Source organism: Thalassotalea piscium (assembly GCF_030295935.1).
GTDB classification, from domain to species: domain Bacteria; phylum Pseudomonadota; class Gammaproteobacteria; order Enterobacterales; family Alteromonadaceae; genus Thalassotalea_B; species Thalassotalea_B piscium.
This window is the reverse complement of record NZ_AP027362.1, coordinates 1,369,681-1,395,232: the sequence shown is the minus strand read 5'-3', so window position 1 is coordinate 1,395,232 and position 25,552 is coordinate 1,369,681. Positions and strand designations below refer to the sequence as shown.

The window sequence follows — 25,552 nt, the reverse complement described above, 5'->3', positions numbered from 1 at the left end:
CGGTGCATAGATGGGGTCCATAAAAGGACAGACCAATATATATAACTTATCTTTTTGCACACCTGTCATACATGGCATTATATGCTAAACAAGCCTTAGTTTTATCAGTCAAAACGCATTGCTCTGCAAGGTATGCTAATCCATCAGTACATTCGTAGTCAGTCATACGTTCATTGAGTAAAGCTTTATTTTTCTTAATTTCTATTTTTCTTTTACTTATTGCTTTATCTAAAGCGTTAAACTTTTCTTTAGAAACATAATAATCCATGAGTTCGACGGTCATATCTCTTCTTTTAAGAGCAGTTTTTAATTTGTCTAAATCAGCGGGTTCTGCCTGTAGAATTCCGCAAGCATTTGAGTCTTTAATAATACGCCTAAACAATTCAGTAATGTTTTTTGCAATATATGTATTTTGGGGTTTATTGGCCAAATGAACCATCGCAGACTCCAATGGAGTTTCTTTGTTAACTTTGTATTGAATTCCACAAAATTCATAATTGACTTTATAACTTGGCAGTTTAACAAAAAAGTAATCAACCCCATTCTTGTATAATTCTTTCTGAACGTTTTTTTTGTTTTCTATATCATTAGCATTGCTCATCATGTACTTATTTAACGACTTGCTATCTATTATTTGATCAAATTTCAATATTCCCATTTCCCAATTACTACTAGGTTTAAATATATCCCCTTCCCAAATCGACTTTATGCTAAAACTCTTTAAATTACGGTACTTATCTTTTAATTTAATCCAATCGTATCGACCGCGCTTTTCATTCTCGGCCAAAACATTCAATTCACTCTCACTGAATATAAGAATGTCACATTCTTTTTTATTTGTCCCTAACGTAAAAAAACTATAAGAAACAGGCCCTCTCATTATCATGTATGCATGAGAGTTAGGTTGCTTGATAGACTGCAAAAAATCATTGTTTTTCAAATACACCTCGCGGTTATAAAAAGGCTTAGTTTTTACCTTTTTGAACCAATCAATATTATTGTTGAGGATCTTCTTCATTGCCACATTATCCACATAAGGACTAAGACAAGCTGTAGCGCTATCCCAATTATAATTTAATGTTCCGTCCATGTTTTCAGATACATAGTTATCAAAATGAGACCTAGAAGTTAAAGATAAGGTGTAAATAGATTCACTATTTTTTAAATTAACAGTCTCACTTGAAAATGAATTAAAAGAGCAGAAAAAAAGTACTATTAAGAAATAGTTTTTGAGTAACATCATTATTGTTATCGCTTGTTTTTTAAGTAAATATTTTTAAAAATTTTAATATAAACATAAGTTATGTACAATAATTTATGTTTAGATTAATAAATATAAGAATAAAAGGGAACGGAGACATTTAATTTTTTATAGCTGACGCGTCCCTGTTAATATTATTTAAATTAACTCAGCAACTATACGCTTTAATAAAAAGGTTTCACGTTCAATCGACAAGCCTTTTTTCTCACTACCTTGCATCACCAATTCATTATGACGGATGGCTTCGTGGATGTTCATCCAAAGTGCTTGCATACCATTGTTAACTTCATGCGGTTCAAATTGGGGAGCTAGAAGTTCTTGATCTATTTCGCAGGTATAACAATAGGAAAGCATACGCACTACGTCATACCCTTCTTTATACCAATTACGATACTCTTCATAACAGCCGAATGCCTCTACATTAGTAACATTTTGCGCGCCAGTTTCTTCGCGTAATTCACGTATTAAGCCGGTTATATTGTCTTCACCGTCATCAATGCCGCCACCAGGTAAGCTGTAATCATGATAGCGCTTGGTATATAACAAGAGAATATTCTCACCATTTAATACAATCGCGCGAGTGGCTTCACGCGTAAAGTGGTGATCAATATTAGAATGTAAATCGGTTACTTTTGTTGACTTTAATAGACGCATAATAAGCTTTTGATAGTAGTGTATTTCAGTTATGGGGCGCACAAGCAGCATAATCAAGAAATAATACCAGTTTCATTAATTAAGTGTTCTACTTTATACGCAGTAAAAACAGTCAAATACAAGGCGTTTATTTTCATAACTAGTTGCTCAGGGCAGTGATGCTCCTGCATTGCCCACATAAGCTACATCCTTGTAGCAATAATTATAAAATAAATAACGCAGTAGTTGATTGTTTTAGCCAGTAGAAATGATCACATAGTTAGTGAGATTGGTATAATAAACAATTAAATATCACCACCCCTTTTCATTTGATTGTAAAATATAAAAAAGGCGAATCATTTCTGATTCGCCTTTCAAAATTAGTTAATGAGGAAGTTAACCAACTTAATTAAATTAACCATCTAAATTAAATCGTTAACCAACTTAATTAATGATCCTCAACAATAATTACCTAGTCTTTATACATTTCAATCGGAGGACAGCTACAAATTAAATTACGGTCGCCATAAACATCATCAATGCGGTTTACTGTTGGCCAAAATTTATTAGCAGCCGCTGCTGGCACAGGGAATACTGCTTCAGCGATGCTGTAATCTCTATCCCAATTAGCGTCGGTAATATCAGCTAAGGTATGCGGTGCATTGTGTAATGGGTTGTTCTCACTGCTCCACTCGCCAGACTCTACTTTGCGGGCTTCGTTACGAATACAAACCATTGCTTCAATAAAGCGGTCTAGCTCTACTTTAGACTCAGACTCTGTTGGCTCGATCATGAATGTGCCAGCTACCGGGAAAGACATAGTTGGCGCATGAAAGCCGTAGTCAATTAAGCGTTTTGCCATATCTACTTCAGTGATACCACAAGCGGCTTTAATTGGACGTAGGTCAATAATACATTCGTGCGCTACCCGGCCATTTTTACCTGAGTATAAAATGGGGTAATGCTCGCTAAGTTTTTTCGCTAAGTAGTTTGCATTGGTAATTGCGTATTTAGTTGAGTCAGTTACACCTTTTCTACCTAATAAAGCAATGTAAAGGTATGAGATACATAAAATACCCGCACTACCAAATGGTGCTGCTGAAACTGCGCCATTACCTTTGGTAGCTTCGTTTACTGTAACTAAACTATGATCAGGTAAGAATGGTGCAAGGTGAGATTTAACACCTATCGGCCCCATACCTGGTCCGCCGCCGCCATGTGGTATTGAAAATGTTTTATGTAAGTTAAGATGAGAAACATCTGCACCAATATAACCTGGAGAAGTTAAACCTACTTGTGCGTTCATGTTTGCGCCGTCAAGGTATACTTGGCCGCCATGTTCATGAACAATGTTACAAATTTCAGCAATGGTTGTTTCATATACGCCGTGTGTTGACGGGTAGGTGATCATAATGCAAGAAAGGTTGTCTGCTAATTCTTCCGCTTTGGCTTTAAGATCAGCCATGTCAACATTACCTTGCTTATCACAATCTACGACTACCACTTTCATACCAACCATCATTGCAGATGCTGGGTTTGTACCATGGGCTGATGAAGGTATTAAACAGATATTACGGTGTGCATCGCCACGGCTATGGTGATATTTATGAATTGCAATAAGTCCGGCATATTCCCCTTGCGCACCTGAGTTTGGTTGTAGAGAAATATTGTCGTATCCGGTTAATTCAATTAACGCATCGCCCAATTCGTCAAGCATTTGCTTATAACCTTGTGCTTGTTCAATTGGCGCAAATGGATGCATATTGGCAAATTCAGGCCAAGACACTGGTATCATTTGTGCAGTTGCGTTTAGCTTCATTGTGCATGAGCCAAGCGAGATCATTGAATGGTTAAGCGCTAAATCTTTATTCTCTAACTTTTTGATGTAACGTAACATCTCAGTTTCTGAGTGGTATGAGTTAAATACTGGGTGCGTTAATATTGCAGATTCACGTACTAATGATTCTGGAATTGAAATATTACCAAGTGCACGTACTTCTGCGTCAATACCTTCAATGTTTAAGCCATGATCCTCACCAAATAAAATATCAAATAAGGTGAACATATTTTCACGGGTGGTTGTTTCATCAACTGAAATGCTGATTTGACTTTCAACATCGGTGCGCAGGTTTACGCCTTTTGCCAATGCGCGAGCAACTATTTCTGCTTTTAAGTCGGTAGAAACGTTAAACGTTAAGGTATCAAAGTAAAAACCATGCAGTGGCGTTAAGCCTTTAATATTTGCTGCGTGCGCTAAAATATCAGCAAAGCGATGAATTCGTTCTGCTATTACTTTTAAGCCTTTTGGTCCATGGTAAACTGCATAAAATGCAGCCATATTGGCTAATAAGACTTGTGCTGTACAAATATTTGAGTTGGCTTTTTCACGACGGATATGTTGTTCACGTGTTTGCATTGCCATACGCAATGCTTGGTTACCGCGAGTATCTTTAGAAACACCAATAATACGCCCTGGCAGTGAACGCTTGTATTTGTCTGACGTGGTAAAGAATGCAGCATGAGGGCCACCATAACCCATTGGCACACCAAAACGCTGGGTTGAACCAATAACAGCATCTGCACCAAGTTCGCCTGGCGCTTTTAACATAACTAAACTCATAATGTCGGCAGCAACGGCAACTATACCTTTATTGTCATGAATTTTAGCAATTAAATCGCCAATATCTGTTACTTCACCCGTAGCGCTTGGGTATTGTAATAATGCGCCAAAAACATCATGTTCTGGGGCTTCAACTGCAGGAGCAACAATAATGTCAAAACCAAACATTTCTGCACGCTGCTTAACCACATCAATTGTTTGTGGATACACATCACTTGAAATAAAGAATAGGTTTGATTTTTTGTTTTTTGAAACACGCTTGGCTAATGCCATTGCTTCAGCGGCTGCGGTGCCTTCATCAAGTAATGAGGCTGATGCTAGCTCTAAGCCTGTTAGGTCAATACACATTTGTTGGTAGTTAAGTAACGACTCTAAACGACCTTGCGCAATTTCTGGCTGATACGGGGTATAAGCTGTGTACCAACCTGGATTTTCTAATACGTTACGCAAAATTACATTTGGCGTTAATGTGCCGTAGTAGCCTAAACCAATATACGTTTCGTTAACGATATTTTTGCGAGCAATTTCTTTTAAGTCTGAAAGTGCCTTAACTTCTGTTTTACTTGCTTCAATATTGGGTAAATCAGCTAAACGAATATCACTTGGTACAATTTCATCAATTAGTGCATCAACTGATTCTGCACCAATTTCATTTAACATCGCTTGGGTTTGCGCTTCGTCTGGGCCAATGTGACGACGAATAAAGTCTTGCGTTTGCTCTAATTCAAACAAAGATGGAGTAGTCATAAAACAGCGTCTCTATAAAATAACGTTATTAATAAATAAAAAGAAAGCCCTGAACTTTGTTCAGGGCTTTTAACTAATTGTTAGCAATAGTTAGTCTTCGTCGATTGAGTTTTCATAACCTTCAGCATCGAGAAGGCTTTCTATCTCGCTTGCATCGTCGAATTTAATTTTAAACATCCAACCATCGCCAAATGGGTCTGAGTTTACTAACTCTGGTGAATCTTCTAATTCTTCATTTACGGCAACAATTTCGCCAGTAACAGGTGCATAAATGTCTGATGCCGCTTTTACTGATTCAGCTACAACAATGTCGTCGCCAGTGCTTACCGTGTCACCAACTTCAGGTAACTCAACAAATACCATATCTCCTAAAAGGCCTTGTGCATGGTCTGTAATACCAACAGTAACGGTACCGTCACCCTCATTGCGAACCCATTCGTGAGTTGTAGCATATTTTAATTCTGAAGGAATGTTGCTCATTTTTATATTTCCTAATATTTTATTAATTTTTAAATCGGTTGATGCGCTATTGAATTACTTACTATAGAACATCAATTCAAGTTATTACAATGGGTATTATAAAAGGCTTTGACCGTTACGAACAAAACCAGGTTTTACTACACTAACCTTAACTAATTTTTTGCGCATTTCAACTTCTACGGTGTCACCAATTTTAACACTACGTGGTACGCGTGCAATAGCAATTGAATGGCCTAACGTAGGTGAGAAGGTGCCAGAAGTAATAACACCCTCTCCCGCTTCACTAATAACCTTTACGCCTGCACGTAACACGCCTTTTTCAGTTAACACTAAACCTACTTGTTTAAGTTGGTCGCCAGCTTCACGCTGAGCAGCTAATACTTCGCGGCCAATAAAGTTGCGGTCTTCCGGTTCCCAACTAATGGTCCATGCCATGTTAGCGGCTAATGGCGAAACGCTTTCATCCATATCTAAACCGTATAAGTTCATACCAGCTTCTAATCGTAAAGTATCGCGTGAACCTAGACCACAAGGTTTTACACCTGCATCTAGTAATTTTTGCCATAAGTCAGCTGTTTGGGCTTCTGGTACAACTATTTCATAGCCGTCTTCACCGGTATAACCTGTAGTTGCTATGAAAAAATCTCCTGCTTGAACACCAAAAAACGGCTTCATACCTTCAACGGCTTTTATTTGTTCTTCATTTAACAAAGTGGCGACAATGCCTTTCGCTTTTGGGCCTTGCACTGCGATCATACCGAACTCTGGGCGTTCAGTTACAGTTACATCAAACCCTTGCGCTTGTTTACCTATCCAAGCTAAATCTTTTTCACGAGTTGCAGAGTTTACTACTAAGCGATAATCAGTTTCTGTGAAGTAATAAATAATTAAATCGTCAATTACACCACCAGCTTCATTACACATTCCGGTATAAAGCGCTTTGCCTGGAACAGTTAACTTTGCTACATCATTTGTTACTAAACGGCGCAAAAAGGCTTTTGCATCGCTTCCGTTTATGTCAACAATAGTCATGTGTGATACGTCAAACATACCGGCACTTTGACGAACCGCGTGATGCTCTTCAATTTGAGAGCCGTAATTAATAGGCATTTCCCAACCATGGAAATCTACCATTTTAGCGCCTGACTCAAGGTGCTTTGCATGTAATACGGTTTTATTAATCATAATAGTGTACTCATTTATCTGGTGAGATTACTCTTGCGGTACTTAAACCTAGTAAATAGCAAAGAGTAGACACACGACCTGTTGAAAATTGAGCCAGATTATACCCCCGACCTTATGTTGATACAACAAGTAAAATTGCTAAATTGAAATATAAAACCATAAAAAAGAATTATTCCGAACATAATTTTATTTTACATCACAAAAACAATGTTATTCTGATAAAAACAAGTAATTTACATATTCCAACAAAGAAAATTCAGCAGATGATGTAAATTAAATAATGAGAGGTGAAGAAGGTAGGCATTTATACAGCCATTATAATGAGGAACATACTTGTAGGTCGGTATTTATACCGTCAGAATTAATTTTTGTTGATCTGCTCAGATACAAACCATATTTGATGGGCACAAGCCCAACCTACAAAACTATTCACTATTTTAGTCTTGTGCTCACTTGTAGGTCGGTATTTATACCGTCAGAATTAATTTCTGTTGTTCAGCTCAGATACAAACCATATTTGATGGGCACAAGCCCAACCTACAAAACTATTCACTATTTTAGTCTTGTGCTCACTTGTAGGTCGGTATTTATACCGTCACATTAGTTTTTGTTGTTCAGCTCAAGTATAAATCATATTTGATGGGCTGAAGCCCAACCTACAATTGAATTAAGTAAATAATGGCTTATCGGTAATAGCTCCTGCATTACCCTACTACCGCCATCCGTGGTGGCAAAGCCCAATCTACAAAACTATTCACTATTTTAGTCTTGTGCTCACTTGTAGGTCGGTATTTATACCGTCACATTAGTTTTTGTTGATCAGCTCAGATACAAACCATATTTGATGGGCTGAAGCCCAACCTACAATTGAATTAAGTAAATAATGGCTTATCGGTAATAGCTCCTGCATTACCCTACTACCGCCATCCGTGGTGGCAAAGCCCAATCTACAAAACTATTCACTATTTTAGTCTTGTGCTCACTTGTAGGTCGGTATTTATACCGTCAGAATTAATTTCTGTTGTTCAGCTCAGATACAAACCATATTTGATGGGCACAAGCCCAATCTACAATTGTGCTAAGTGGAAGCCGAGCCTACCAAAAGCAATGTAAAAATAGAGTGGCGTGTTTAGCTTTTATTGTTTCTTAGTTAATTCAGGCTGGTGTGTTTTAAAGCCTAATGCCTGTTTAATTAACACACTTTTTAGCGGCGTTAATTTATTTAGCGCGCTTAAGCCTAGGCCTCTAATTGCATTTATAACAGGGTGATGCGGTTCAAATGCTTTTTTAAGTAATGCCATTGCAGCGATCATGTCGCTAGCTTCGGCCTTTCGCCAACGTTGAAAGCTCGCTAATGATTTAGCATTAACACTCTGATTATTTTCAGCTAAGGTTTGTGCTAGTGCCGCCGCATCTAATAAACCTAAATTTACCCCTTGTCCTGCTAAGGGGTGAATAGTATGAGCAGCATCACCTACTAAAATAACTTTATCTTGAACGAAGTCTTGGGCAAAACGCATGGTTAGCGGAAAGGTAAAACGTTCACTTTGCAATGTTATATTGCCAAGTTTTGCATCACTTTGTGCTGTCAGTTCCTTAGCAAACTCTTCAGCTGGTAATGCCATTAAACGTTGTGCTTCTTGTGGCGATGTTGACCAAACAATTGAACACATATTATGTTGATATAAAGGCAACAAGGCTAAAGGCCCTGTCGGCAAAAATACTTGCCAAGCGGTGTTATTATGTTCTTGGCTACATTTCACTGTTGCAACAATCGCATGATGGTCGTAATCACTAAAAGTTAAGCTCACTTGCATTTGTTTTCGCACCCATGATTGAGCGCCGTCTGCACCAATCACTAATTTAGCGATAATAGGCGCCTGGCTAGTAAAGCTAGCAAACACTTCGCTTTCGCCAATAGATAAATTGGTTAATTTTTCTTGAGTAAAGAAGTGAATTCCCTCATCAAGCTCGGCTTGTTGCCATAACGCTTGTCGCGTTACTTTGTTTTCAATTATCCAACCTAATTGATCAAGCGAAGGAGATAGTGACAGCTGTGTGCTACTAAAATCAATATGGCCACTTCCAGCTTTGTCCCATACATGCATATGTTGGTATGGTTGCAGTCGCAGTTCAATAATTTTTTGCCAAACGCCTAAGTTTTCAAATAATTGCTGACTGGCAATATTAATTGCGCTTACGCGGGTTTCTGGCACTAGTGAAAGTGGCGTTAATTCAGCGGTATCTACAATCGCTACGGTTAATGTTGTTAGTTTACGAATGGCCAACGCTGTAGTTAAACCAACAATTCCACCACCAACTATTAAAATATCAAATTTTTGCATTAAAGTTACGTTTAACCTTTATATAAGCGTTAGGGCCAGTTATTCTTTTTTTGTGTTAACACAGCCTAATAACCCATTGTTTTATTCACAAAAGTATTTTTAAGCGGAGTGAAATAATTTAATACTTTTAAGCCAACATTGCGTCCACAAACCAGTGGTGGCAACTTATTTGAGAATAGTGTTACTAGCGAATCTGTTAAGTTTATAATTGTTTGGTGATCTTCCTGCCTTTTATTTGCATAAACTGAAAGTGCTGAGAACAAGGCAAAGTCAGTTCCTTGCTCAAGCGCAGTTTCAATGTGCTGTGCTAACTGTTGCACATCTCTTAACCCTAGGTTAAAACCCTGTCCTGCTATTGGGTGAATAGTATGAGAGGCATTACCAATAAGCACCATACGATGATACACCTGCTCTTGAGCTTGTACTAAACTCAGCGGGTATACATGGCGTAAGCCCACCTTGTTTACACCACCAAGCCAACTACCAAAGGCTTTTTCTAAGGTAAGTTTAAAGTCGTTTTCATTAAGCGACTGACTCTGCTGTGCTTGCTCTGGTGGTAAAGTCCAAACTAAAGAGCACCGGTGGCTTTCTTTGTTACTATGCGCTGAACTTAGCGGTAACATAGCAATAGGACCAAACTCGGTAAAACGCTCAAAAGCTACACCTTTATGAGGTTTAGCCATAGTAACGTTGGTAATTAATGCACACTGTTGATAAGGTTTAGACGTAATCGCAATATTCGCCGCTTTTCGACATTGAGATTGTGCGCCGTCGCACCCTAATAGTAATCGAGCGGTTAACTTACTGCCTGATTCCAGTTCAATGTTTACAGATTCTTTTTGCCATGAAATTTCATTAATAGTATCAGGACAAAACCAAGTAACTTGCTTACTATTTTGTAATTGCTGATACATTGCTTTGCCAATTTTCGACATTTCAAGCACATAACCTAGCGCTTCTACTTGATGTTCAGTAGCACTAATACGAGCTTTGCCGTAATAACTTCTATCTGAAATATGGATATCAGAAATGCCCTGGCTCACATGGGTTAAGTGTTGCCACACTCCTAATTTCTTAAGATAGCTGGCACTTCCGTGCGACAAAGCCAATACACGGTCGTCGAAGCTTTGTTTTGGTTCACTGAGCAACGGACTTTTTTCGATAACAGCAATAGAAAGTGTTTTACCCTTTTTCGCTGTAATAGCAGACAAAGCAATTGCGGCTAATGCGCCGGATAAACCACCGCCTGCGATTACTATGTCGAACTCTTGCTTTGTTGCTGTCATAAGTTTAGTTTTTATCGATGCTTAGCCATTAGGGATTCTATGTCTTCAATAGATTTTGGCGCATTTACTGTTAGATTTTCATGACCTAGATCAGTAACTAGGATGTTGTCTTCAATTCTAATACCAATACCACGCCATTTCGCTTCAACTTCTGTATCATCGGCAGGAATATAAAGACCAGGTTCAATGGTTAACACCATACCCGGCTTAAAAGGTCGTAGCTGGCGTTTGTCTTTTACTTGGTAATTACCAACATCATGTACATCTAGCCCTAGCCAGTGCCCTAACCCATGAATAAAATATTTTTTGCACGCTTTATCAGCCAGTAACTGTTGATAATCACCGGATAAAATCCCTAAGTCGAGTAAGCCTTGGGTTAATACTTCACAGGCAATGTCGTTTAAATGAGCAAGAGTTACCTCAGGTTTAATGGCAGCAATCGCTTTATTTTGGGCAGATAATACCACTTGATATAAGTGTTTTTGTGGTTCTGTAAAAGTGCCATTTATTGGAAAAGTACGGGTAATATCGGCAGCATAACCATGTAATTCAGCACCGGCATCAATTAAAAGTAGTTCACCCGCAACCAATTGTTGATCATTTTCGTTGTAATGCAATATATTAGCGTTATCACCACTCGCCACAATACTATTGTATGCTGCGTGTCTTGCGCCATTTCGTGCAAACTCATGTAATAGTTCAGCTTCTATATGATATTCGTAAAGGCCTGCTCGGCATTTTTCCATTGCTCGAGTATGCGCTCCACCACTTATAATGTTTACCTGCTTCATTATGTCGATTTCAGCAGCACTTTTAATTAAGCGCATTTCATTTATGATCTCTTGGCAATCAAACAATGTGGTTGGCGCAACAATTCCTTGGCGAGACTTCCCTTTAACAGTAGACAATAACGCCATTAGCCTTGCTTCGTTCGCGCTGTCCGTTCCCTGACAAAACCATAATTGGCTTTTATCACTAAGCAAGTCTGCAAATGTTAATTCGAAATCGTCTAAGTTAAATGCTTGATCAAACTGATAGCTAGATTTGGCTTTTATAGCACCCACTCTTTTCCCATGCCACACTTCTTTCAATGGGTCTTTTTCACGACAAAAAAGCACACTTTGGTGTGTTGAGTTTTTTACCATCACCAAAATTGCGTCTGGTTCATGAAAACCAGTTAAATAAAGAAAGTGTTTATTTTGGCAAAAAAGGTACTCGGTATCATTGCTGCGTGTTACTTCTTTGCCAGCAAAAAAAACAGCCACTGAGTTGTCTGGCATTTGATCACAAAACTGTTGTCTGCGGATAACAAATTCGCTTATTGGTAACTCAAGAGTTTTCATCAGTAATGTACTTTAACCTTATTAATTAATGTAATACTTCTGGCTTGTCATTAGCTACTGGTGGTGAGCCTAGCTCGGTAAAGCAGACTAAAGCAGACATACGTACATATTCAGAAATTTCGTAATAAGCCTGCTCAGTTGCTTCATCATCTTCAAATTCATCAGACAAGTTGGCAATTTCACCAAAGTCGGTCAAAATTTCTTTTACATCGTCAGACAAAATCTTTTGATTTTTTTGCTGTAAACCAAAGCCTAAATTAAAACCTTGAACCCAAATACCTAATGCATGACCTCGTTCTTCTATTGAATCATCATCATCTGGCAGTAATAACTTAAAGCCGTAAGAGTCGTCTAAAATAGTTTGCCACACTTCACTAAACAATATTTTTATTGTGTCTTTTAGATTGTTTGGTAAGCCTTCGCCATTATTAAGCATGTCATTAATTAAGTTAATGTAGTCGTTACTTTCAAAGGAGTAGCCCGCGCATACAAGCCCAGTTAAAACACCGTGAACTTCAGCTGCGTGTGCTTTAACATTTTCAGTGGTAATAATTGCTTGCACAGAAGCAAAATCTAAAGAAGATTCGTCAGCCATCTAAGTTTTCTGTCCGTTAAGATAATTGCCGTATCCTACCATTGCACTGGGTAAGCGACAATAATATACGAGCAAATAAATTCCTTCGTTATACTTGCATCTAAAGATCGCACTCGTTATAGTTTCGATCATTGCGTTATTTTTAATTAAATTAATGTTTTTTATTAATGATTATAATAAGATAGTGGGCATTATCGTCATTTACCATCATAAAGAGTATTTTGTTGTATGAGTCAACACAGTGTGACCATTGAAATTGCTGATCGCAGAATTAAGATTGCTTGCCCGCAAGGACAAGAATCTGCACTGTTGCAAGCGGCCCAAGAGGTAAATGATCGTTTATCACTTGTTAAGCAAAATGCAGGGACAACAAAAACACCTGAACAAAATTTGTTGATGACAGCGTTAAATTTGGCAAACGACTTGTTAAAAAACCAACATCAACACGATCAAGAAAAACTAGCAATGCAAAACCAAATAGATTTATTGCAATCAACAATTAAACAAGCCGTTGGAAACTCCAAGAAAAAAGCCTAGTTCAGTGAAATCATAATTCATTAAAGGCATAAAGGAATAGTTGAATATATAAACAGTCAATACAAAAAAATAGTTAAGCCTTATTACTGTTTATATATTTCATAAAAACATTAAGTCAGTTTTTATCCACTATGCCTAGATAGTAGTCATTCAAGCTTACTTTCAACAATAAACCTTAAGTTTCTTCCCAATATTAGCTATACTGAGCTTAAGTCTTCTGGGATGTTCGTTGTTAGCTATGTCCCTGAGCCGATAAGTTTTACCTTAGGAAACTTATCATTCGCTATTGTGCAAGCCCAGCTCGTACTGGGAAGCCTACGGCAAATGTGCAGTTTCCGCCCTGAACACACGGTGTTCAGGACTAATGTTGACTACGGCATTCTGGAAGGCTTACCTTTCTCTTACTTTCTCTCATATTATTAATTTTATTGATCTTTATACTTTGTTATTATGCTATTAATTACACTAAGTCTGAGATACTTCTTTGTCTGCAATTTATAATAACCACCCTATCGGTATATTTGACTCTGGCGTTGGTGGCTTATCTATTGCTAAGTCTATTTCAGCACTTGTACCTAACGAGTCTTTTATTTATCTCGCAGATTCGCTAAATGCGCCATACGGTAATTTAACTTCACAGCAAATTAAAGAACGTGTAAACAAAATAGCGCAATGGTTTATCAAACAAAATGCAAAGGCAATTGTTATTGCCTGTAATACTGCAACGGTTAATGCTATTGATCAACTTCGCACTCTGGTTAACATACCTATTATTGGTGTTGAACCAGGTATAAAACCTGCAGTTGAAAAAAGCGCTACACATAAAATTGCCATTATGGTCACCCAAGCTACTGCAACAAATGAACGCTTTATAAATTTAGTTAATAGCCATAAACAAAATACTGACGTTATTATTCAAGCCTGTCCTGGGCTAGTTGAAGTAGTAGAGTCTGATAATATAGATAGTGAACACTGCACCAACCTACTTAAACTGTACTTAACCCCTTTAGTAAATGCTAATATTGATACGCTAGTGCTTGGCTGCACCCATTACCCTTTTTTAAGTGATCAAATACAATGTGTAATCGGAGATACCGTAACTTTAGTAGAAACAGCCACGCCTGTTGCTAAGCAATTACAAAGGCAGTTAGCTATGTACCAGTTAAGTGCTCATCCAGATAATGTAGCGCAATTATTATTCTATTCAACGAAAATCAGTGAACAACAAGAAATAATTTTCTCACAATTATGGGAAAAAAAGATAACACTTAAAAAACTAGCCATCTAGTTGATAAATATACTAAAAAGTCAAATAACTCTTAGTTTTACACACTTTTAACTTAAGCCATTTAGACGTCTAGGCGTAAAAAAACTAGCAATCTTCGAAAATCCCGTTAGAATTATCATATTAATATTAAATGAATAATATTTAACTCATTTAATACGCAGTTAGCTTGTTCAGTTGCCATTGCAATTGTGTCAGATAAATTGCTTATCCATTTACATTTATTTTTATAAATATTGAGGTTCTATGTCTAGGTATTATTTTACTTCTGAGTCGGTATCTGAAGGCCATCCAGATAAAATTGCTGACCAAATTTCTGACGCTGTTTTAGACGCTATTATCGCCAAAGACAAAAATGCTCGTGTAGCATGTGAAACAATGGTGAAAACGGGCGTTGCCATTATATCTGGTGAAATTTCTACATCAGCATGGGTTGATTTAGAAGATATAACCCGTAAAGTTATTTGTGATATTGGCTATACCTCATCAGATGTCGGTTTTGATGGTGAAACTTGTGGGATCATGAACTTAATTGGACAGCAGTCACAAGAAATTGCCCAAGGTGTTGACCGCACTGAACCCGAAGAACAAGGTGCTGGCGATCAAGGGCTCATGTTTGGTTATGCAACTAATGAAACAGAAACATTAATGCCTGCGCCAATCTACTATTCTCACCGTTTAGTTGAACGCCAAGCAGAAGCAAGAAAGTCGGGGATCTTACCTTGGTTGCGCCCTGATGCAAAAAGTCAGGTAACCTTTGTCTATGAAAATGGCAAGCCGGTTGCTATTGATACTGTTGTACTTTCAACTCAGCATAACCCTGATATTAAGCAGGAAGATTTACACACTGCGGTAATGGAAAGCATTATTAAACATACGTTACCAGCTGAGTTTCTTACAAAAGACACGAAATACTTTATTAACCCAACAGGGAGTTTTGTAATTGGTGGTCCGGTAGGTGATTGCGGTTTAACAGGTCGTAAAATCATTGTAGATACTTATGGTGGCATGGCTCGACATGGCGGAGGAGCATTTTCAGGTAAAGATCCTTCAAAGGTTGACCGAAGTGCTGCCTATGCTGGTCGTTACGTAGCTAAAAACATTGTTGCAGCGGGGCTTGCTGACCGGTGTGAAATTCAAATATCTTATGCTATTGGTGTCGCTGAGCCTACTTCTATTTCTATTGATACTTTTGGTACCGGTAAAATATCTGAAGAGAAGCTTGTAGAAATAGTGCGTGAACACTTTGATTTGCGCCCTTACGGTATTACTAAGATGTTAGACTTGCTTCACCCTATGTATCGTCAAACTGCCGCATACGGTCACTTTGGGCGTGAACCATACGAAATGACCGTTGGTGAAGACACTTTCACTGCCTTTTCTTGGGAAAAAACAGATAAAGCTAACGCTTTAAGAACTGCTGCTGGCTTATAATAATCGAACAAATAACAATCGAATAAATAAGTTCAACTTCAACAAAAAAACCTCAATCTTGAGGTTTTTTTTGTTTATAAATTCTTAGCTCTTAATATTGTCTAATAATTGCTGAGCTTCAAACTGTTGTTGTGCATCACCGATGCTAACCACATCCATCAAAATAACTTCAGCGTTTTCAATATCGCCAATTTCTATATAAACTTTGGCTAAGTCTAATTTAGCGGCAGCACCATTATCGTCTTCATCATCAACATCTAATTCATTTGTGCCCATAGAGAATTCAGGGAATTCATTCAGGCCAACATCAATATTAGTGCGCTCGTATGGTTCAATTCCATCTGCATCTAAGCTGTCAGATAACAAGGAGTCAACTGAGATAAAATCATCGACATTATCGTTTTCTTCTTGTGTTTCTTCGCCAGATGCTTCGGTTGTAAGATCATCACCAATATCTAGCTCATCGTCTAAATCAAAGCCATCATCCGAAACGTTTGACGTTTCTTCTTCAATATTGGCAAGTAACTCATCAAAGTCTAAATTATCTAAGTCTTGAATATCGTCTAACTCTTTAGTATCTGAACCAGTATCGCTTGCTGCTTCATCTGTAGAGTCTGAAAGTAAATCAGCTAATACGTTGCTATCCGTAAAGTCAGGGGCCAGCTCAATCGGTTCTTCTGATTCCTGAGCGTCTGGTGATAAATCATCGTTTAATAAGTCAGATAATGTTGATTCATCAAAATCATCTGAAATACTTTTTAAGATATCATCATCAACTTTATCAGTATTGTCTGCATCTTGGCTGTCACCAAATATACCCTCACTTGACAGGTCAATAACACTATCAGCAGCATCACTTTCTACTAAATTGAAAACATCGTCTAAGTTGACTTCTGGAAGCTTTGAATCTGGTCCGTCAGCCTCAGCAGGTGTTTCTTTTTTTTCTGTTGATGGATCTAGCAAAGCATTATCAACTTCAGCTAATACATCTTCGATAGCTAAGTTATTATCGGTTTCTGATAAGTCGTCTGCTACAGTATCAGTTTGTTCATCTTCAACTGGATTCTCAGTTGAATTCTCGGCTAAAAGTGCATCAATATCTATATCTGAATCGTCATCAATAGCCTGAGTAATTTCGTCATCAATTTCTTGAGCTAATGTAGTCTCATCCTGTTCATTACTTGATAGAATATCGCTGAAATCTGCTGATAGAAATGGTGCTACGTAATCTTCACTAAAGTTATCAATTAACGCTTTATGATCACTTTCTTCGCTTGCTTGATTTTCGTCTAAATTTGACTCTTCGCTTGCTTGTTCTGATGATTTAGGCTCATTAGGTGTTGAGTCAGGCAACATCGAGTCCATTAGCGCGTCAATATCATCGGGATCGGTTAATTCTGCATTATCATCAACCGCTTCTGGCTCTGCAGCTTTATTATCTTCAGCAGCTTTTGAATCAGCTGCCATCGAGTCCATTAGCGCGTCAATATCATCAGGATCGGTTAATTCTGCGTTATCATCAACCGCTTCTGGCTCTACAGGCTTATTGTATTCAGCAGCTTTGGAATCAGCTGCCATTGAGTCCATTAGCGCGTCAATATCATCGGGATCGGTTAATTCTACGTTATCATCAACTGCTTCTGGCTCTGCAGGTGTATTATCTTCAGCAGCTTTTGAATCAGCTGCCATTGAGTCCATTAGCGCGTCAATATCATCGGGATCTGTTAATTCTGCGTTATCATCAACTGCTGCTGGCTCTAAAGGTTCATTATCTTCAGCAGCTTCGGAATCAGCTGCCATTGAGTCCATTAGCGCGTCAATATCATCGGGATCGGTTAATTCTGCGTTATCATCAACTGCTTCTGGCTCTACAGGCTTATTGTCTTCAGCAGCTTTTGAATCAGCTGCCATTGAGTCCATTAGCGCGTCAATATCATCGGGATCGGTTAATTCTGCGTTATCATCAACCGCTGCTGGCTCTACAGGTTCATTGTCTTCAGCAGCTTTTGAATCAGCTGCCATTGAGTCCATTAGCGCGTCAATATCATCGGGATCGGTTAATTCTGCGTTACTATCATCTTCCGCAACATCAACAATTGAATCGTCTTCATTCTCGTCTTTAGGTACACTTGCCATTGAATCCATTAAAGCATCAATGTCATCAGGGTCAGTCAGCTCTGACTTTTCTTCTTGAATATCTTCAAGGCTTTCATCTATATCCGATGTATCTACTAATAAATCATCTAAATCACTCTGATCTAGTGTTCCACCTTCAAGGGGCTCTTCCTCAGTGGTTTTTTTTTCGTTGCTAGATTCTTCATCTAAACCTGAGAGTAATGAGTCTAAATCACTTTGATCCAGCTCGCCACCTTCTAACGCTTCACCATCGTCGCCCAAAGAGATTTCTTCTAGGTCGTCTAAATCATCAAGATCACCAATATCGTCATCTAAATGAATTACATCATCATCTAATAACTCTTCGCTAAGCGTGTCTAAATCATCTGCAAATAGATCACTGTCATCACCATCAGCATTCTCAGAAAGGTCGATAGACAGTTCATCATCAAGTGACAGTTCGTCATCAAGCGATAATTCATCATCAAGCGATAGCTCATCGTCTAATGACAGCTCATCGTCTAAAGATAATGACTCATTCTCAGGGACCTTAACACTAACATCACCTTCTTCATTTAGGGTATCTGTGATGCTTGACTCTTGTTCATTCGTAGATTTTTCTGATTTTTTTCGGTTAAAGAACCAAAATGCTCCACCTAACAGTAAGCTCACAGGAAGCAAAATGCTCATGATTAAAAAGGCTGGGCTTGATAAAAAGCTTTCCCCTTCTAACTCTGCTTTTTGTTTCGCTAATAATAACTCTTGTTCGCGCGCTTCAGCTTTTTCTAACAGCGCCTGCAACATAGCATTAGCACTGTTCATTTGTAATTCTACCTCTTTACCTTTCGCAACTTCTTCCTGCATGGTATTAAGTTGATTATCAAAGCTATTGAGTTTATTTCTTAAGTTTTCATTTTCTCTTAAAATAGCTTGTAAGCCATCGATTGAATCGAGAACATCCCTCTGAATTGTTTCTAACTGTTTTGTTTGATCATTACCAAAGGTTTTCAATTTCTCATTGATTTCAGTTTTAGCGTCGTCGAGGTCTTTCTTTTGAATTGACTGTTGCTTGTTTACTGTATTTTTAGTTGTAGTGTTGCTACTTCCAGCACTCCAATTGGCATCGTCTTGCTCCGACCTTTGTTTTGCCGTAAGCGGATCAATTCTGCCGATCTCAATAATTGAAGGCAATAATAAGACTTCTCCGTCAATCATATGATTAATATTATTATCATTAAAGGCATGCGGGTTTTTAATAAAAATTGCCTGCATCATTTGATATACGGTGAATTTAGGATCAGGACGGCTTTTAATAGCAATATTCCACAAGGTGTCTTGTGAAGTAATAGGACCATATTGACTAAACGCATATGCATCAGTCGCTTTCGCACCGCGAATACGTACACCTGTTTCTTCATACGCAAGTAGTGTTGCGCTAAAGACGCTAATACTGATAAATAAAACCTGCCAAATACGCAAGCATAACAGTCGCTGCATTAAGTTTTCCTAGCTATTCATAAGCTATTGCCAATAATTTGGCAATAGGTGATCTAATAATTTTAAAGCAAAGTTTATTCCAACTATCACTATAATAACAATTTCACGCTGAATGTCTTTTAAAAAAACAAAGAATATACTGGCTATTAAACAAAAAAGCCCATCATTACTTTAACGACGGGCTTAACTTTTTCTTTAATATATCTGACATTTAGCTTATCAGCTTAAGATAAATGCTCTTTAATAAGTAATTCGGCAATTTGAATGCTATTAGTTGCTGCACCCTTGCGCACGTTATCTGCCACTATCCACATGTTTATACCATTGTTATGGCTAATATCTTCTCGAATACGCCCCACAAAGGTAGCATCTACACCGCTTGCTTCTCCAATTTGTGTTGGGAAGTCTTCATCTTTCTCACATACTTCAACGCCAGGTGCTTCTCGAAGTAACGCTTTAACTTCTTCAGCTGAAATAGGAGAGCGGGTTTCAATGTGAACAGCCTCTCCGTGACCAAAAAATACCGGAACACGTACCGCTGTAGGGTTAACACGAATGGTATTATCACCCAAAATTTTATTGGTTTCCCATACCATTTTCATTTCTTCTTTGGTGTAACCATTGTCTTGAAACGCATCAATTTGAGGTATAACATTAAACGCAATTTGACGAGAAAACACTTTAGGATCAACTGGTTTACCGCTTAATAAATTCGCACATTGCTTGGCTAACTCATCCATAGCTTCTTTGCCTGCGCCTGATACTGATTGGTATGTACACACATTAATACGCTCTATACCTACCGCTTCATGAATTGGCTTTAACGCCACAAGCATTTGGATTGTTGAACAGTTAGGGTTAGCAATAATATTACGATTTCGATATTCGGCTAATGCATGAGGATTAACTTCAGGGATAACTAATGGAATATCGTCGTCGTAGCGAAATTCAGAAGTATTATCAATAACTATGCAACCAGCATCGGCTGCAAGAGGCGCGAATTTAGCAGAAATATTACCACCAGCAGAGAAAAAACCTATTTGAGCTAAACTAAAATCAAAGGTATCGGCATCAATTACTTCAATACTTTCACCATTAAATTCAATAATTTCACCTGCACTTCGGGAACTTGCTAACGGGTATAGTTTATTTATTGGGAAATCTCTTTGCTCAAGAATTTCAATAATAGTTTTACCAACTAGTCCTGTTGCTCCTAATACGCAAACGTCAAATTTTTGTGCCATGCCCCTCTCTCTTTTTTATCTCTATATTACTGTTAATTAAATCCAAGGTGATGCCAGACATCACCTTGTGCTTGTTTAGTTATATTAATGTTTACTGCGGAAAACTCTCTGCGAGCCGGATATGTTTTCCGAATGTGGTCAAAACCATAACTAGAAATTTGTTGACGGAATATACCATCATCACGGCGCACATCGTAAACCAATTTCACCATTTGGTTTAGTAAAACTTCACTAAATGGCTGATTAATTGTTAATTGTGAAATATTTGCTTCTTCAATAAAATTTTTAAGCTGTTTTTCAGCGAATACCCCTAACTGTTTACATAATGCCTGATAGAGCATTTCAGTACCACGAGCTTTTCCTTCTAAGCTATAACCAGCAATATGCGCTGTGGCTATTTCACAATAAGGAATAAGTTCACATAGAATATTAGGCTCGTTTTCCCAGACATCAAGCACTAATTTTGTCTGCATTCCTGCCTGTTTTAACGCTAGCAATGCCTGATTATCGATAACCTCTCCGCGACATGCGTTAATTAGTATTTGTTGGTCGGTTAATTGACTTAATTTTAACTGATTCAGTAAATGATAAGTTGCGTGTGGGCCTGTCATCGTTTTTGGCACATGCAATGAAATAACATCGCATTTAAGCACTTCATCTAAAGAATAAAATTTACGATTATCTTGCGTTTGCTCTGCTAGCAAAGGATCACATAACAGATGCTTAATACCCAAGGCGGTTAACTTTTCACTTAGCCTAGAGCCGGTGTTACCTGCACCTACAATACCCACAGTTAAATTTGACAGAGTTAAACAATATCGTTCAGCTAAAACCACTAAACAACTTATCACATACTCAGCGACAGAAATTGCATTACAGCCAGGTGACGATGTAAAAGCAATATTGCGTGAAGCTAAATAAGGTTGATCAATATGATCAACTCCAATAGTTGCCGTTCCAACAAACTTTAAACAAGTGTTTTTAGCTAATAATGCCTGATTTACTTGTGTGATAGAACGAACTAATAAAACGTCTGCGTCTTTAATATCATCAGCGGTTAATGAACGGCCCGCAAACGGATGTAAAGTACCTAAATCTTTAAAAAAGTCGACAGCATACGGCATATTTTCATCGTAATAAATATTCATATTCTTACTAATCGCTTTAGCATTCATTGACCCACTAACTATTTTTATAAAAGAAAAAGCCGCTAACTCTCGTTAACGGCTTTGATACCTAACTGGTAAAATAAACCGTAATTGGTTTATTTGTACTTTTTCATCAATAACGTTGCGTTTGTTCCACCAAAACCAAAGCTGTTAGACATAGCCATGTTTATTTCAGTTTCACGCATTTCAGTTACAATATCCAAGCCTTGGGCTTGCTCGTCAAGTGTTTCAATATTAATTGATGGGGCTACAAAACTATGCTCCATCATTAATAATGAGTAGATCGCTTCATGAACGCCTGCAGCACCTAACGCATGACCAGTCATAGCTTTAGTTGCACTGATTGCAGGTGAATCTTTACCGAAAACCTCTTGAATTGCGCCTAATTCTTTTACATCACCAACCGGCGTTGATGTACCATGCGTATTAAGGTAATCAACTTTACCTTCTACTCCATGCATTGCTTGTTGCATACAACGAACAGCACCTTCACCACTTGGTGCTACCATATCAAAGCCATCTGAAGTTGCACCATAGCCAACAATTTCAGCATAGATATGTGCGCCACGGGCTAGTGCATGCTCTAACTCTTCAACAACAACCATGCCGCCGCCGCCAGAAATAACAAAACCGTCACGGTTAGCATCGTAAGTGCGAGAAGCTTTTTCTGGCGTATCGTTATATTTAGACGATAATGCCCCCATTGCATCAAACATCATAGCTAAAGACCAATCAAGTTCTTCACCACCACCAGCAAAAACAATATCTTGTTTGCCTAGTTGTATTAATTCTGCTGCATGACCAATACAATGTGCACTTGTTGCACACGCAGAGCTAATTGAATAATTTACGCCTTTAATTTTAAAAGGTGTCGCTAAACATGCTGAACATGTACTCGACATTGTTTTTGGCACAGCATAAGGGCCTACACGCTTTACGCCTTTTTCACGTAAGGTATCTGCCGCCTTGACAACGTTATCTGAAGACGCACCGCCAGAACCAGCTACAATACCCGTTCTAAAGTTAGATACTTGTTCATCTGTTAATTTGGCATCATTAATAGCTTCTTGCATAGCTACGTAGGCATAACCTGCTGCATCGCCCATAAAGCGAAGCGCTTTACGATCGATATGCTCTTTAGTGTCAAGTGTAGGATTACCCCACACTTGACTACGGAGACCTTTTTCTTCAAAGCTTTCTGCTTTTGTGATACCTGAACGCCCTGCTTTTAATGAGGCTAATACTTCTGCGGCGTTGTTGCCAATACTAGAGACAATACCTAAACCGGTGATTACGACACGTTTCATTCAATTTACCATCTAATAATTTTAAAAATACGGGCGTATCATACAGATATTTACCCATCAAACTGGTCTGTCCAGCGTACACTTGTACACTGATTATTTACAAACCATGACAAAGACACTGAATTATAGGTAAAATACACTCAGTGATATAGTAATATTTGCAGTAAATTGTGAACAATAACCCCAACATTAGTTTTAACGCTAACGGCTCTGTTTATTCAGACAACTTTGACGATATCTACTTTGATACTGAATCTGGTTACCTGCAAAGTGAGCAGGTCTTTATTAAAGGCAATAACATTAAAGAAAAGCTGCTAAACACCAAAGGTACGTTAACTATTGGTGAAACAGGCTTTGGTACTGGGTTAAACTTTATTTTAACCTTAAAGCTTTATCTTTCTATGTTAGACCTGCTTTCAGAAGCTAAATTACATTATATAAGTACTGAAAAATTTCCGTTAACTGGCGAACAAATTAAACAATCCTTAGCTATCTTTCCGAGCTTGTCAGATAAAGTAGATTTATTAATTGAACAGTACCCGCAGAGTTTTTCACAAAATCACCAAGTAGAATTACTTGATGGACGTATAACCTTAACCCTTATATTTAAAGATACAACAGAAGCACTTAAACGCCTTAAAACCGGCAAACAGGGCTATGTAGATGCTTGGTTTCTTGATGGTTTTTCACCGGCAAGAAACCCCGATATGTGGCAAGCTCCACTTTTCGAACAAATTGCTCGATTATCAAAGCCTCAGGCAAGTATAAGCACTTTTACCGTTGCAGGTCATGTAAGAAGAAAACTGATAGATGTTGGTTTTAGATTGCTTAAAAAAACCTACCTTGGGCAAAAAAAAGAAGTATTAACAGGAGTATACCAACAAGGTAATAATTTAGGCAAAAGCTACCAAATTCGTCCAAAAATAAGCAAACCTGAGTTTGTTACCATTATTGGTGGTGGTATTGCCTCTGCTTGTGCTGCATATATGCTTGCTCAGCAAGGCGTAAAAGTTACCTTGCTCTGTAAAGACGATACGATCGCTCAGGGTGCGTCAAGTAATAAAATTGGCGCTTTATTTCCGTTATTGCACCAACAAAAAGATGATATTAGTCTTTTTTACCAATCGGCTTTTGAATATGCCGTGATCTTTTACCAACAACTTATTGATCAAGGTTATCACTTTAGCCATGACTGGTGTGGCTTATTAGAAGTTTCGTATAAAGAATCCTTAGTTAAAAGGCAGCAACAATTTAGCCAACATAAAGCATGGCCAACATCGTTAATTCACAGTGTTGACCAAGACAAAGCAAGTAGCATTGCCAATTTACCTTTAGCCTACGGTGGTTTATTTATGCCTCGTGCAGGCTGGATCGCCCCAGCAGAGCTTGTGCAACAAATTTTTAAAGCAGCATCGAGTACTAATAACTTAAGAATTAAAAATAATATTGAGGTAACTTCGTTAACGCAACTTGAAAATAAAAAGTGGCAAATTAACACTAATCAAGGAGCTATATCTGCTCGTATTGTTGTACTTACAGGCGGCGCCGAAGCAATACCACTAAATGTTAACAGCACACTACCGTTAACTTCAGTGAGGGGACAAATAAGTGCAATGCATGCTAATGAGCATACCAGCAAATTATCAACAGTTATCTGTCATAAAGGATATTTAACACCAAAAAATAAAGGTGTGCACTGTATTGGTGCTACATTTGATAAAGACACTTTTAGCACAGAAGCTGTGATAGCAGATGATGAATATAATCTTAATATGCTCAATAAATGTTTACCTGACCTTGTTAACTGGCAATTATCAGATGTGGCATCAAGTAAAGCACGATTAAGGTGTATGACACCTGATCATATCCCTGTTGTTGGCGCAATGCCTGATATTAGCGCGCACAAAGTTAGCTACGCACATTTGGCAAAAGATAAAAATTGGCGTTTTAATACGCCCGCACCTAGCATAGATAATTTATATACGCTGACAGGTTTAGGGGCTCGTGGATTGTGCACTGCCCCGTTGCTCGCGGAAATTTTAACTGCAGATCTGTGTGGTTACCCTTACCCTGTAGATACACAAATGCTATTTAACCTTGCGCCAAATCGCTTTATTATTCGTGACATAATAAAACGTCAGGTGAGTGTAGATAATTAATTTAAGCGTAAGCATAAACTTAAGTCTTAACTTAAGCAGTGAAGGCTTGGCTTAATTCTGCCCAATATTGCTTCACAATTGCTCTATCATCTGGCGACAGTTCAGTTCGTGCTGATTGTAATTTTTCAGAAATATCAATAGCTAATTCCTGTGATAGCACTTGTGATTCATCACCATACTGGCTAGCAGCTAAACTAATAAATCCTCGTAAATAACTGCTTGCAAATAACTCATCATCACTCGCTTCATTAGCGACTAAATCATCTAAGTGTTGATACAACTGAGTTAAGTTTTCAAATTTCACATTGTT

General features: G+C 38.1%; 19 protein-coding genes and 1 other RNA gene. 5 read left to right on the top strand and 15 right to left on the bottom strand.

The features are described 5' to 3' along the window. Positions 1-46: 46 nt before the first annotated feature. The 10 genes from QUD79_RS06045 to QUD79_RS06000 all read right to left on the bottom strand — a co-directional run bounded on the left by QUD79_RS06045 (position 47) and on the right by QUD79_RS06000 (position 12,495). Positions 47-1,243, bottom strand: a complete 1,197-nt coding sequence (locus tag QUD79_RS06045) for a hypothetical protein (protein ID WP_184425077.1) — start codon at positions 1,241-1,243, stop codon at positions 47-49. A 156-nt stretch (positions 1,244-1,399) separates the two neighbouring features. Then, positions 1,400-1,915, bottom strand: a complete 516-nt coding sequence (locus QUD79_RS06040; RefSeq protein WP_184425075.1) for an NUDIX hydrolase — start codon at positions 1,913-1,915, stop codon at positions 1,400-1,402. Between the two features lie 53 nt (positions 1,916-1,968). Continuing rightward, positions 1,969-2,094 carry a hypothetical protein gene (locus QUD79_RS06035; protein WP_281401850.1) on the bottom strand — a complete coding sequence of 42 codons (126 nt, stop codon included), beginning with the start codon at positions 2,092-2,094 and terminating at the stop codon, positions 1,969-1,971. Between the two features lie 272 nt (positions 2,095-2,366). After that, a complete protein-coding gene (gene gcvP, locus QUD79_RS06030) occupies positions 2,367-5,261 on the bottom strand; it encodes an aminomethyl-transferring glycine dehydrogenase (protein ID WP_184425074.1) in 2,895 nt (964 codons plus the stop codon). Between the two features lie 90 nt (positions 5,262-5,351). Further along, complete coding sequence (gene gcvH / locus QUD79_RS06025) at positions 5,352-5,741, bottom strand: glycine cleavage system protein GcvH (RefSeq protein WP_184425072.1); 390 nt, start codon at positions 5,739-5,741, stop codon at positions 5,352-5,354. A 96-nt stretch (positions 5,742-5,837) separates the two neighbouring features. After that, on the bottom strand, positions 5,838-6,926 hold the full coding sequence (gcvT, locus tag QUD79_RS06020; protein ID WP_184425070.1) for a glycine cleavage system aminomethyltransferase GcvT: 1,089 nt from the start codon (positions 6,924-6,926) through the stop codon (positions 5,838-5,840). Positions 6,927-8,062: 1,136 nt separating this feature from the next. Beyond that, positions 8,063-9,271, bottom strand: a complete 1,209-nt coding sequence (locus tag QUD79_RS06015) for an FAD-dependent monooxygenase (RefSeq protein ID WP_184425068.1) — start codon at positions 9,269-9,271, stop codon at positions 8,063-8,065. Between the two features lie 65 nt (positions 9,272-9,336). Beyond that, positions 9,337-10,557 carry a 2-octaprenyl-6-methoxyphenyl hydroxylase gene (ubiH, locus tag QUD79_RS06010; RefSeq protein WP_184425066.1) on the bottom strand — a complete coding sequence of 407 codons (1,221 nt, stop codon included), beginning with the start codon at positions 10,555-10,557 and terminating at the stop codon, positions 9,337-9,339. 11 nt (positions 10,558-10,568) lie between these two features. Next, positions 10,569-11,900 (bottom strand): Xaa-Pro aminopeptidase, encoded by a 1,332-nt coding sequence (pepP, locus tag QUD79_RS06005; RefSeq protein WP_184425064.1) that lies wholly within the window; start codon positions 11,898-11,900, stop codon positions 10,569-10,571. Between the two features lie 25 nt (positions 11,901-11,925). Continuing rightward, the gene (locus QUD79_RS06000) at positions 11,926-12,495 is read right to left on the bottom strand and encodes a UPF0149 family protein (protein WP_184425062.1); all 570 of its coding nucleotides are present in this window, start codon (positions 12,493-12,495) and stop codon (positions 11,926-11,928) included. A 228-nt stretch (positions 12,496-12,723) separates the two neighbouring features. On the opposite strand from QUD79_RS06000, the gene QUD79_RS05995 reads away from it, so the two are divergent. The 4 genes from QUD79_RS05995 to metK all read left to right on the top strand — a co-directional run bounded on the left by QUD79_RS05995 (position 12,724) and on the right by metK (position 15,751). After that, the gene (locus QUD79_RS05995) at positions 12,724-13,032 is read left to right on the top strand and encodes a cell division protein ZapA (protein ID WP_184425060.1); all 309 of its coding nucleotides are present in this window, start codon (positions 12,724-12,726) and stop codon (positions 13,030-13,032) included. A 211-nt stretch (positions 13,033-13,243) separates the two neighbouring features. Further along, a non-coding RNA gene (gene ssrS, locus QUD79_RS05990) (6S RNA) lies at positions 13,244-13,424 on the top strand. Between the two features lie 92 nt (positions 13,425-13,516). After that, entirely contained in the window at positions 13,517-14,320 is an 804-nt protein-coding gene (gene murI / locus QUD79_RS05985) for a glutamate racemase (protein WP_221435224.1), read from the top strand. Between the two features lie 243 nt (positions 14,321-14,563). Beyond that, positions 14,564-15,751 carry a methionine adenosyltransferase gene (gene metK / locus QUD79_RS05980; protein ID WP_184425058.1) on the top strand — a complete coding sequence of 396 codons (1,188 nt, stop codon included), beginning with the start codon at positions 14,564-14,566 and terminating at the stop codon, positions 15,749-15,751. A gap of 84 nt (positions 15,752-15,835) precedes the next feature. Here metK and QUD79_RS05975 read toward each other — a convergent pair whose 3' ends face one another. From QUD79_RS05975 to fabB, 4 genes are all read right to left on the bottom strand, one after another. Next, positions 15,836-19,363, bottom strand: a complete 3,528-nt coding sequence (locus QUD79_RS05975) for a FimV/HubP family polar landmark protein (RefSeq protein WP_184425056.1) — start codon at positions 19,361-19,363, stop codon at positions 15,836-15,838. A gap of 224 nt (positions 19,364-19,587) precedes the next feature. Next, positions 19,588-20,607: an aspartate-semialdehyde dehydrogenase gene (locus QUD79_RS05970; protein ID WP_184425054.1), complete on the bottom strand. Its 1,020-nt coding sequence runs from the start codon at positions 20,605-20,607 to the stop codon at positions 19,588-19,590. Positions 20,608-20,639: 32 nt separating this feature from the next. Further along, complete coding sequence (locus QUD79_RS05965) at positions 20,640-21,755, bottom strand: 4-phosphoerythronate dehydrogenase (RefSeq protein ID WP_184425052.1); 1,116 nt, start codon at positions 21,753-21,755, stop codon at positions 20,640-20,642. Positions 21,756-21,871: 116 nt separating this feature from the next. After that, a complete protein-coding gene (fabB, locus tag QUD79_RS05960; RefSeq protein WP_184425050.1) occupies positions 21,872-23,083 on the bottom strand; it encodes a beta-ketoacyl-ACP synthase I in 1,212 nt (403 codons plus the stop codon). 170 nt (positions 23,084-23,253) lie between these two features. Between fabB and mnmC the strand changes: the two genes are divergently transcribed. Next, positions 23,254-25,242 (top strand): bifunctional tRNA (5-methylaminomethyl-2-thiouridine)(34)-methyltransferase MnmC2/FAD-dependent 5-carboxymethylaminomethyl-2-thiouridine(34) oxidoreductase MnmC1, encoded by a 1,989-nt coding sequence (gene mnmC / locus QUD79_RS05955; RefSeq protein WP_286290259.1) that lies wholly within the window; start codon positions 23,254-23,256, stop codon positions 25,240-25,242. Between the two features lie 31 nt (positions 25,243-25,273). Here the strand turns inward: mnmC and QUD79_RS05950 are convergent, their stop codons facing one another. Then, entirely contained in the window at positions 25,274-25,546 is a 273-nt protein-coding gene (locus QUD79_RS05950; RefSeq protein WP_184425048.1) for a YfcL family protein, read from the bottom strand. Between the last annotated feature and the right edge of the window lie 6 nt (positions 25,547-25,552).

Bases quoted from the DNA above. Each gene is read 5' to 3' on its own strand.
- QUD79_RS06045 (WP_184425077.1), bottom strand. From the start codon at position 1,243: ATGATGTTACTCAAAAACTATTTCTTAATAGTACTTTTTTTCTGCTCT.
- QUD79_RS06040 (WP_184425075.1), bottom strand. From the start codon at position 1,915: ATGCGTCTATTAAAGTCAACAAAAGTAACCGATTTACATTCTAATATT.
- QUD79_RS06035 (WP_281401850.1), bottom strand. From the start codon at position 2,094: ATGTGGGCAATGCAGGAGCATCACTGCCCTGAGCAACTAGTTATGAAA.
- gcvP (WP_184425074.1), bottom strand. From the start codon at position 5,261: ATGACTACTCCATCTTTGTTTGAATTAGAGCAAACGCAAGACTTTATT.
- gcvH (WP_184425072.1), bottom strand. From the start codon at position 5,741: ATGAGCAACATTCCTTCAGAATTAAAATATGCTACAACTCACGAATGG.
- gcvT (WP_184425070.1), bottom strand. From the start codon at position 6,926: ATGATTAATAAAACCGTATTACATGCAAAGCACCTTGAGTCAGGCGCT.
- QUD79_RS06015 (WP_184425068.1), bottom strand. From the start codon at position 9,271: ATGCAAAAATTTGATATTTTAATAGTTGGTGGTGGAATTGTTGGTTTA.
- ubiH (WP_184425066.1), bottom strand. From the start codon at position 10,557: ATGACAGCAACAAAGCAAGAGTTCGACATAGTAATCGCAGGCGGTGGT.
- pepP (WP_184425064.1), bottom strand. From the start codon at position 11,900: ATGAAAACTCTTGAGTTACCAATAAGCGAATTTGTTATCCGCAGACAA.
- QUD79_RS06000 (WP_184425062.1), bottom strand. From the start codon at position 12,495: ATGGCTGACGAATCTTCTTTAGATTTTGCTTCTGTGCAAGCAATTATT.
- QUD79_RS05995 (WP_184425060.1), top strand. From the start codon at position 12,724: ATGAGTCAACACAGTGTGACCATTGAAATTGCTGATCGCAGAATTAAG.
- metK (WP_184425058.1), top strand. From the start codon at position 14,564: ATGTCTAGGTATTATTTTACTTCTGAGTCGGTATCTGAAGGCCATCCA.
- QUD79_RS05975 (WP_184425056.1), bottom strand. From the start codon at position 19,363: ATGCAGCGACTGTTATGCTTGCGTATTTGGCAGGTTTTATTTATCAGT.
- QUD79_RS05970 (WP_184425054.1), bottom strand. From the start codon at position 20,607: ATGGCACAAAAATTTGACGTTTGCGTATTAGGAGCAACAGGACTAGTT.
- QUD79_RS05965 (WP_184425052.1), bottom strand. From the start codon at position 21,755: ATGAATATTTATTACGATGAAAATATGCCGTATGCTGTCGACTTTTTT.
- fabB (WP_184425050.1), bottom strand. From the start codon at position 23,083: ATGAAACGTGTCGTAATCACCGGTTTAGGTATTGTCTCTAGTATTGGC.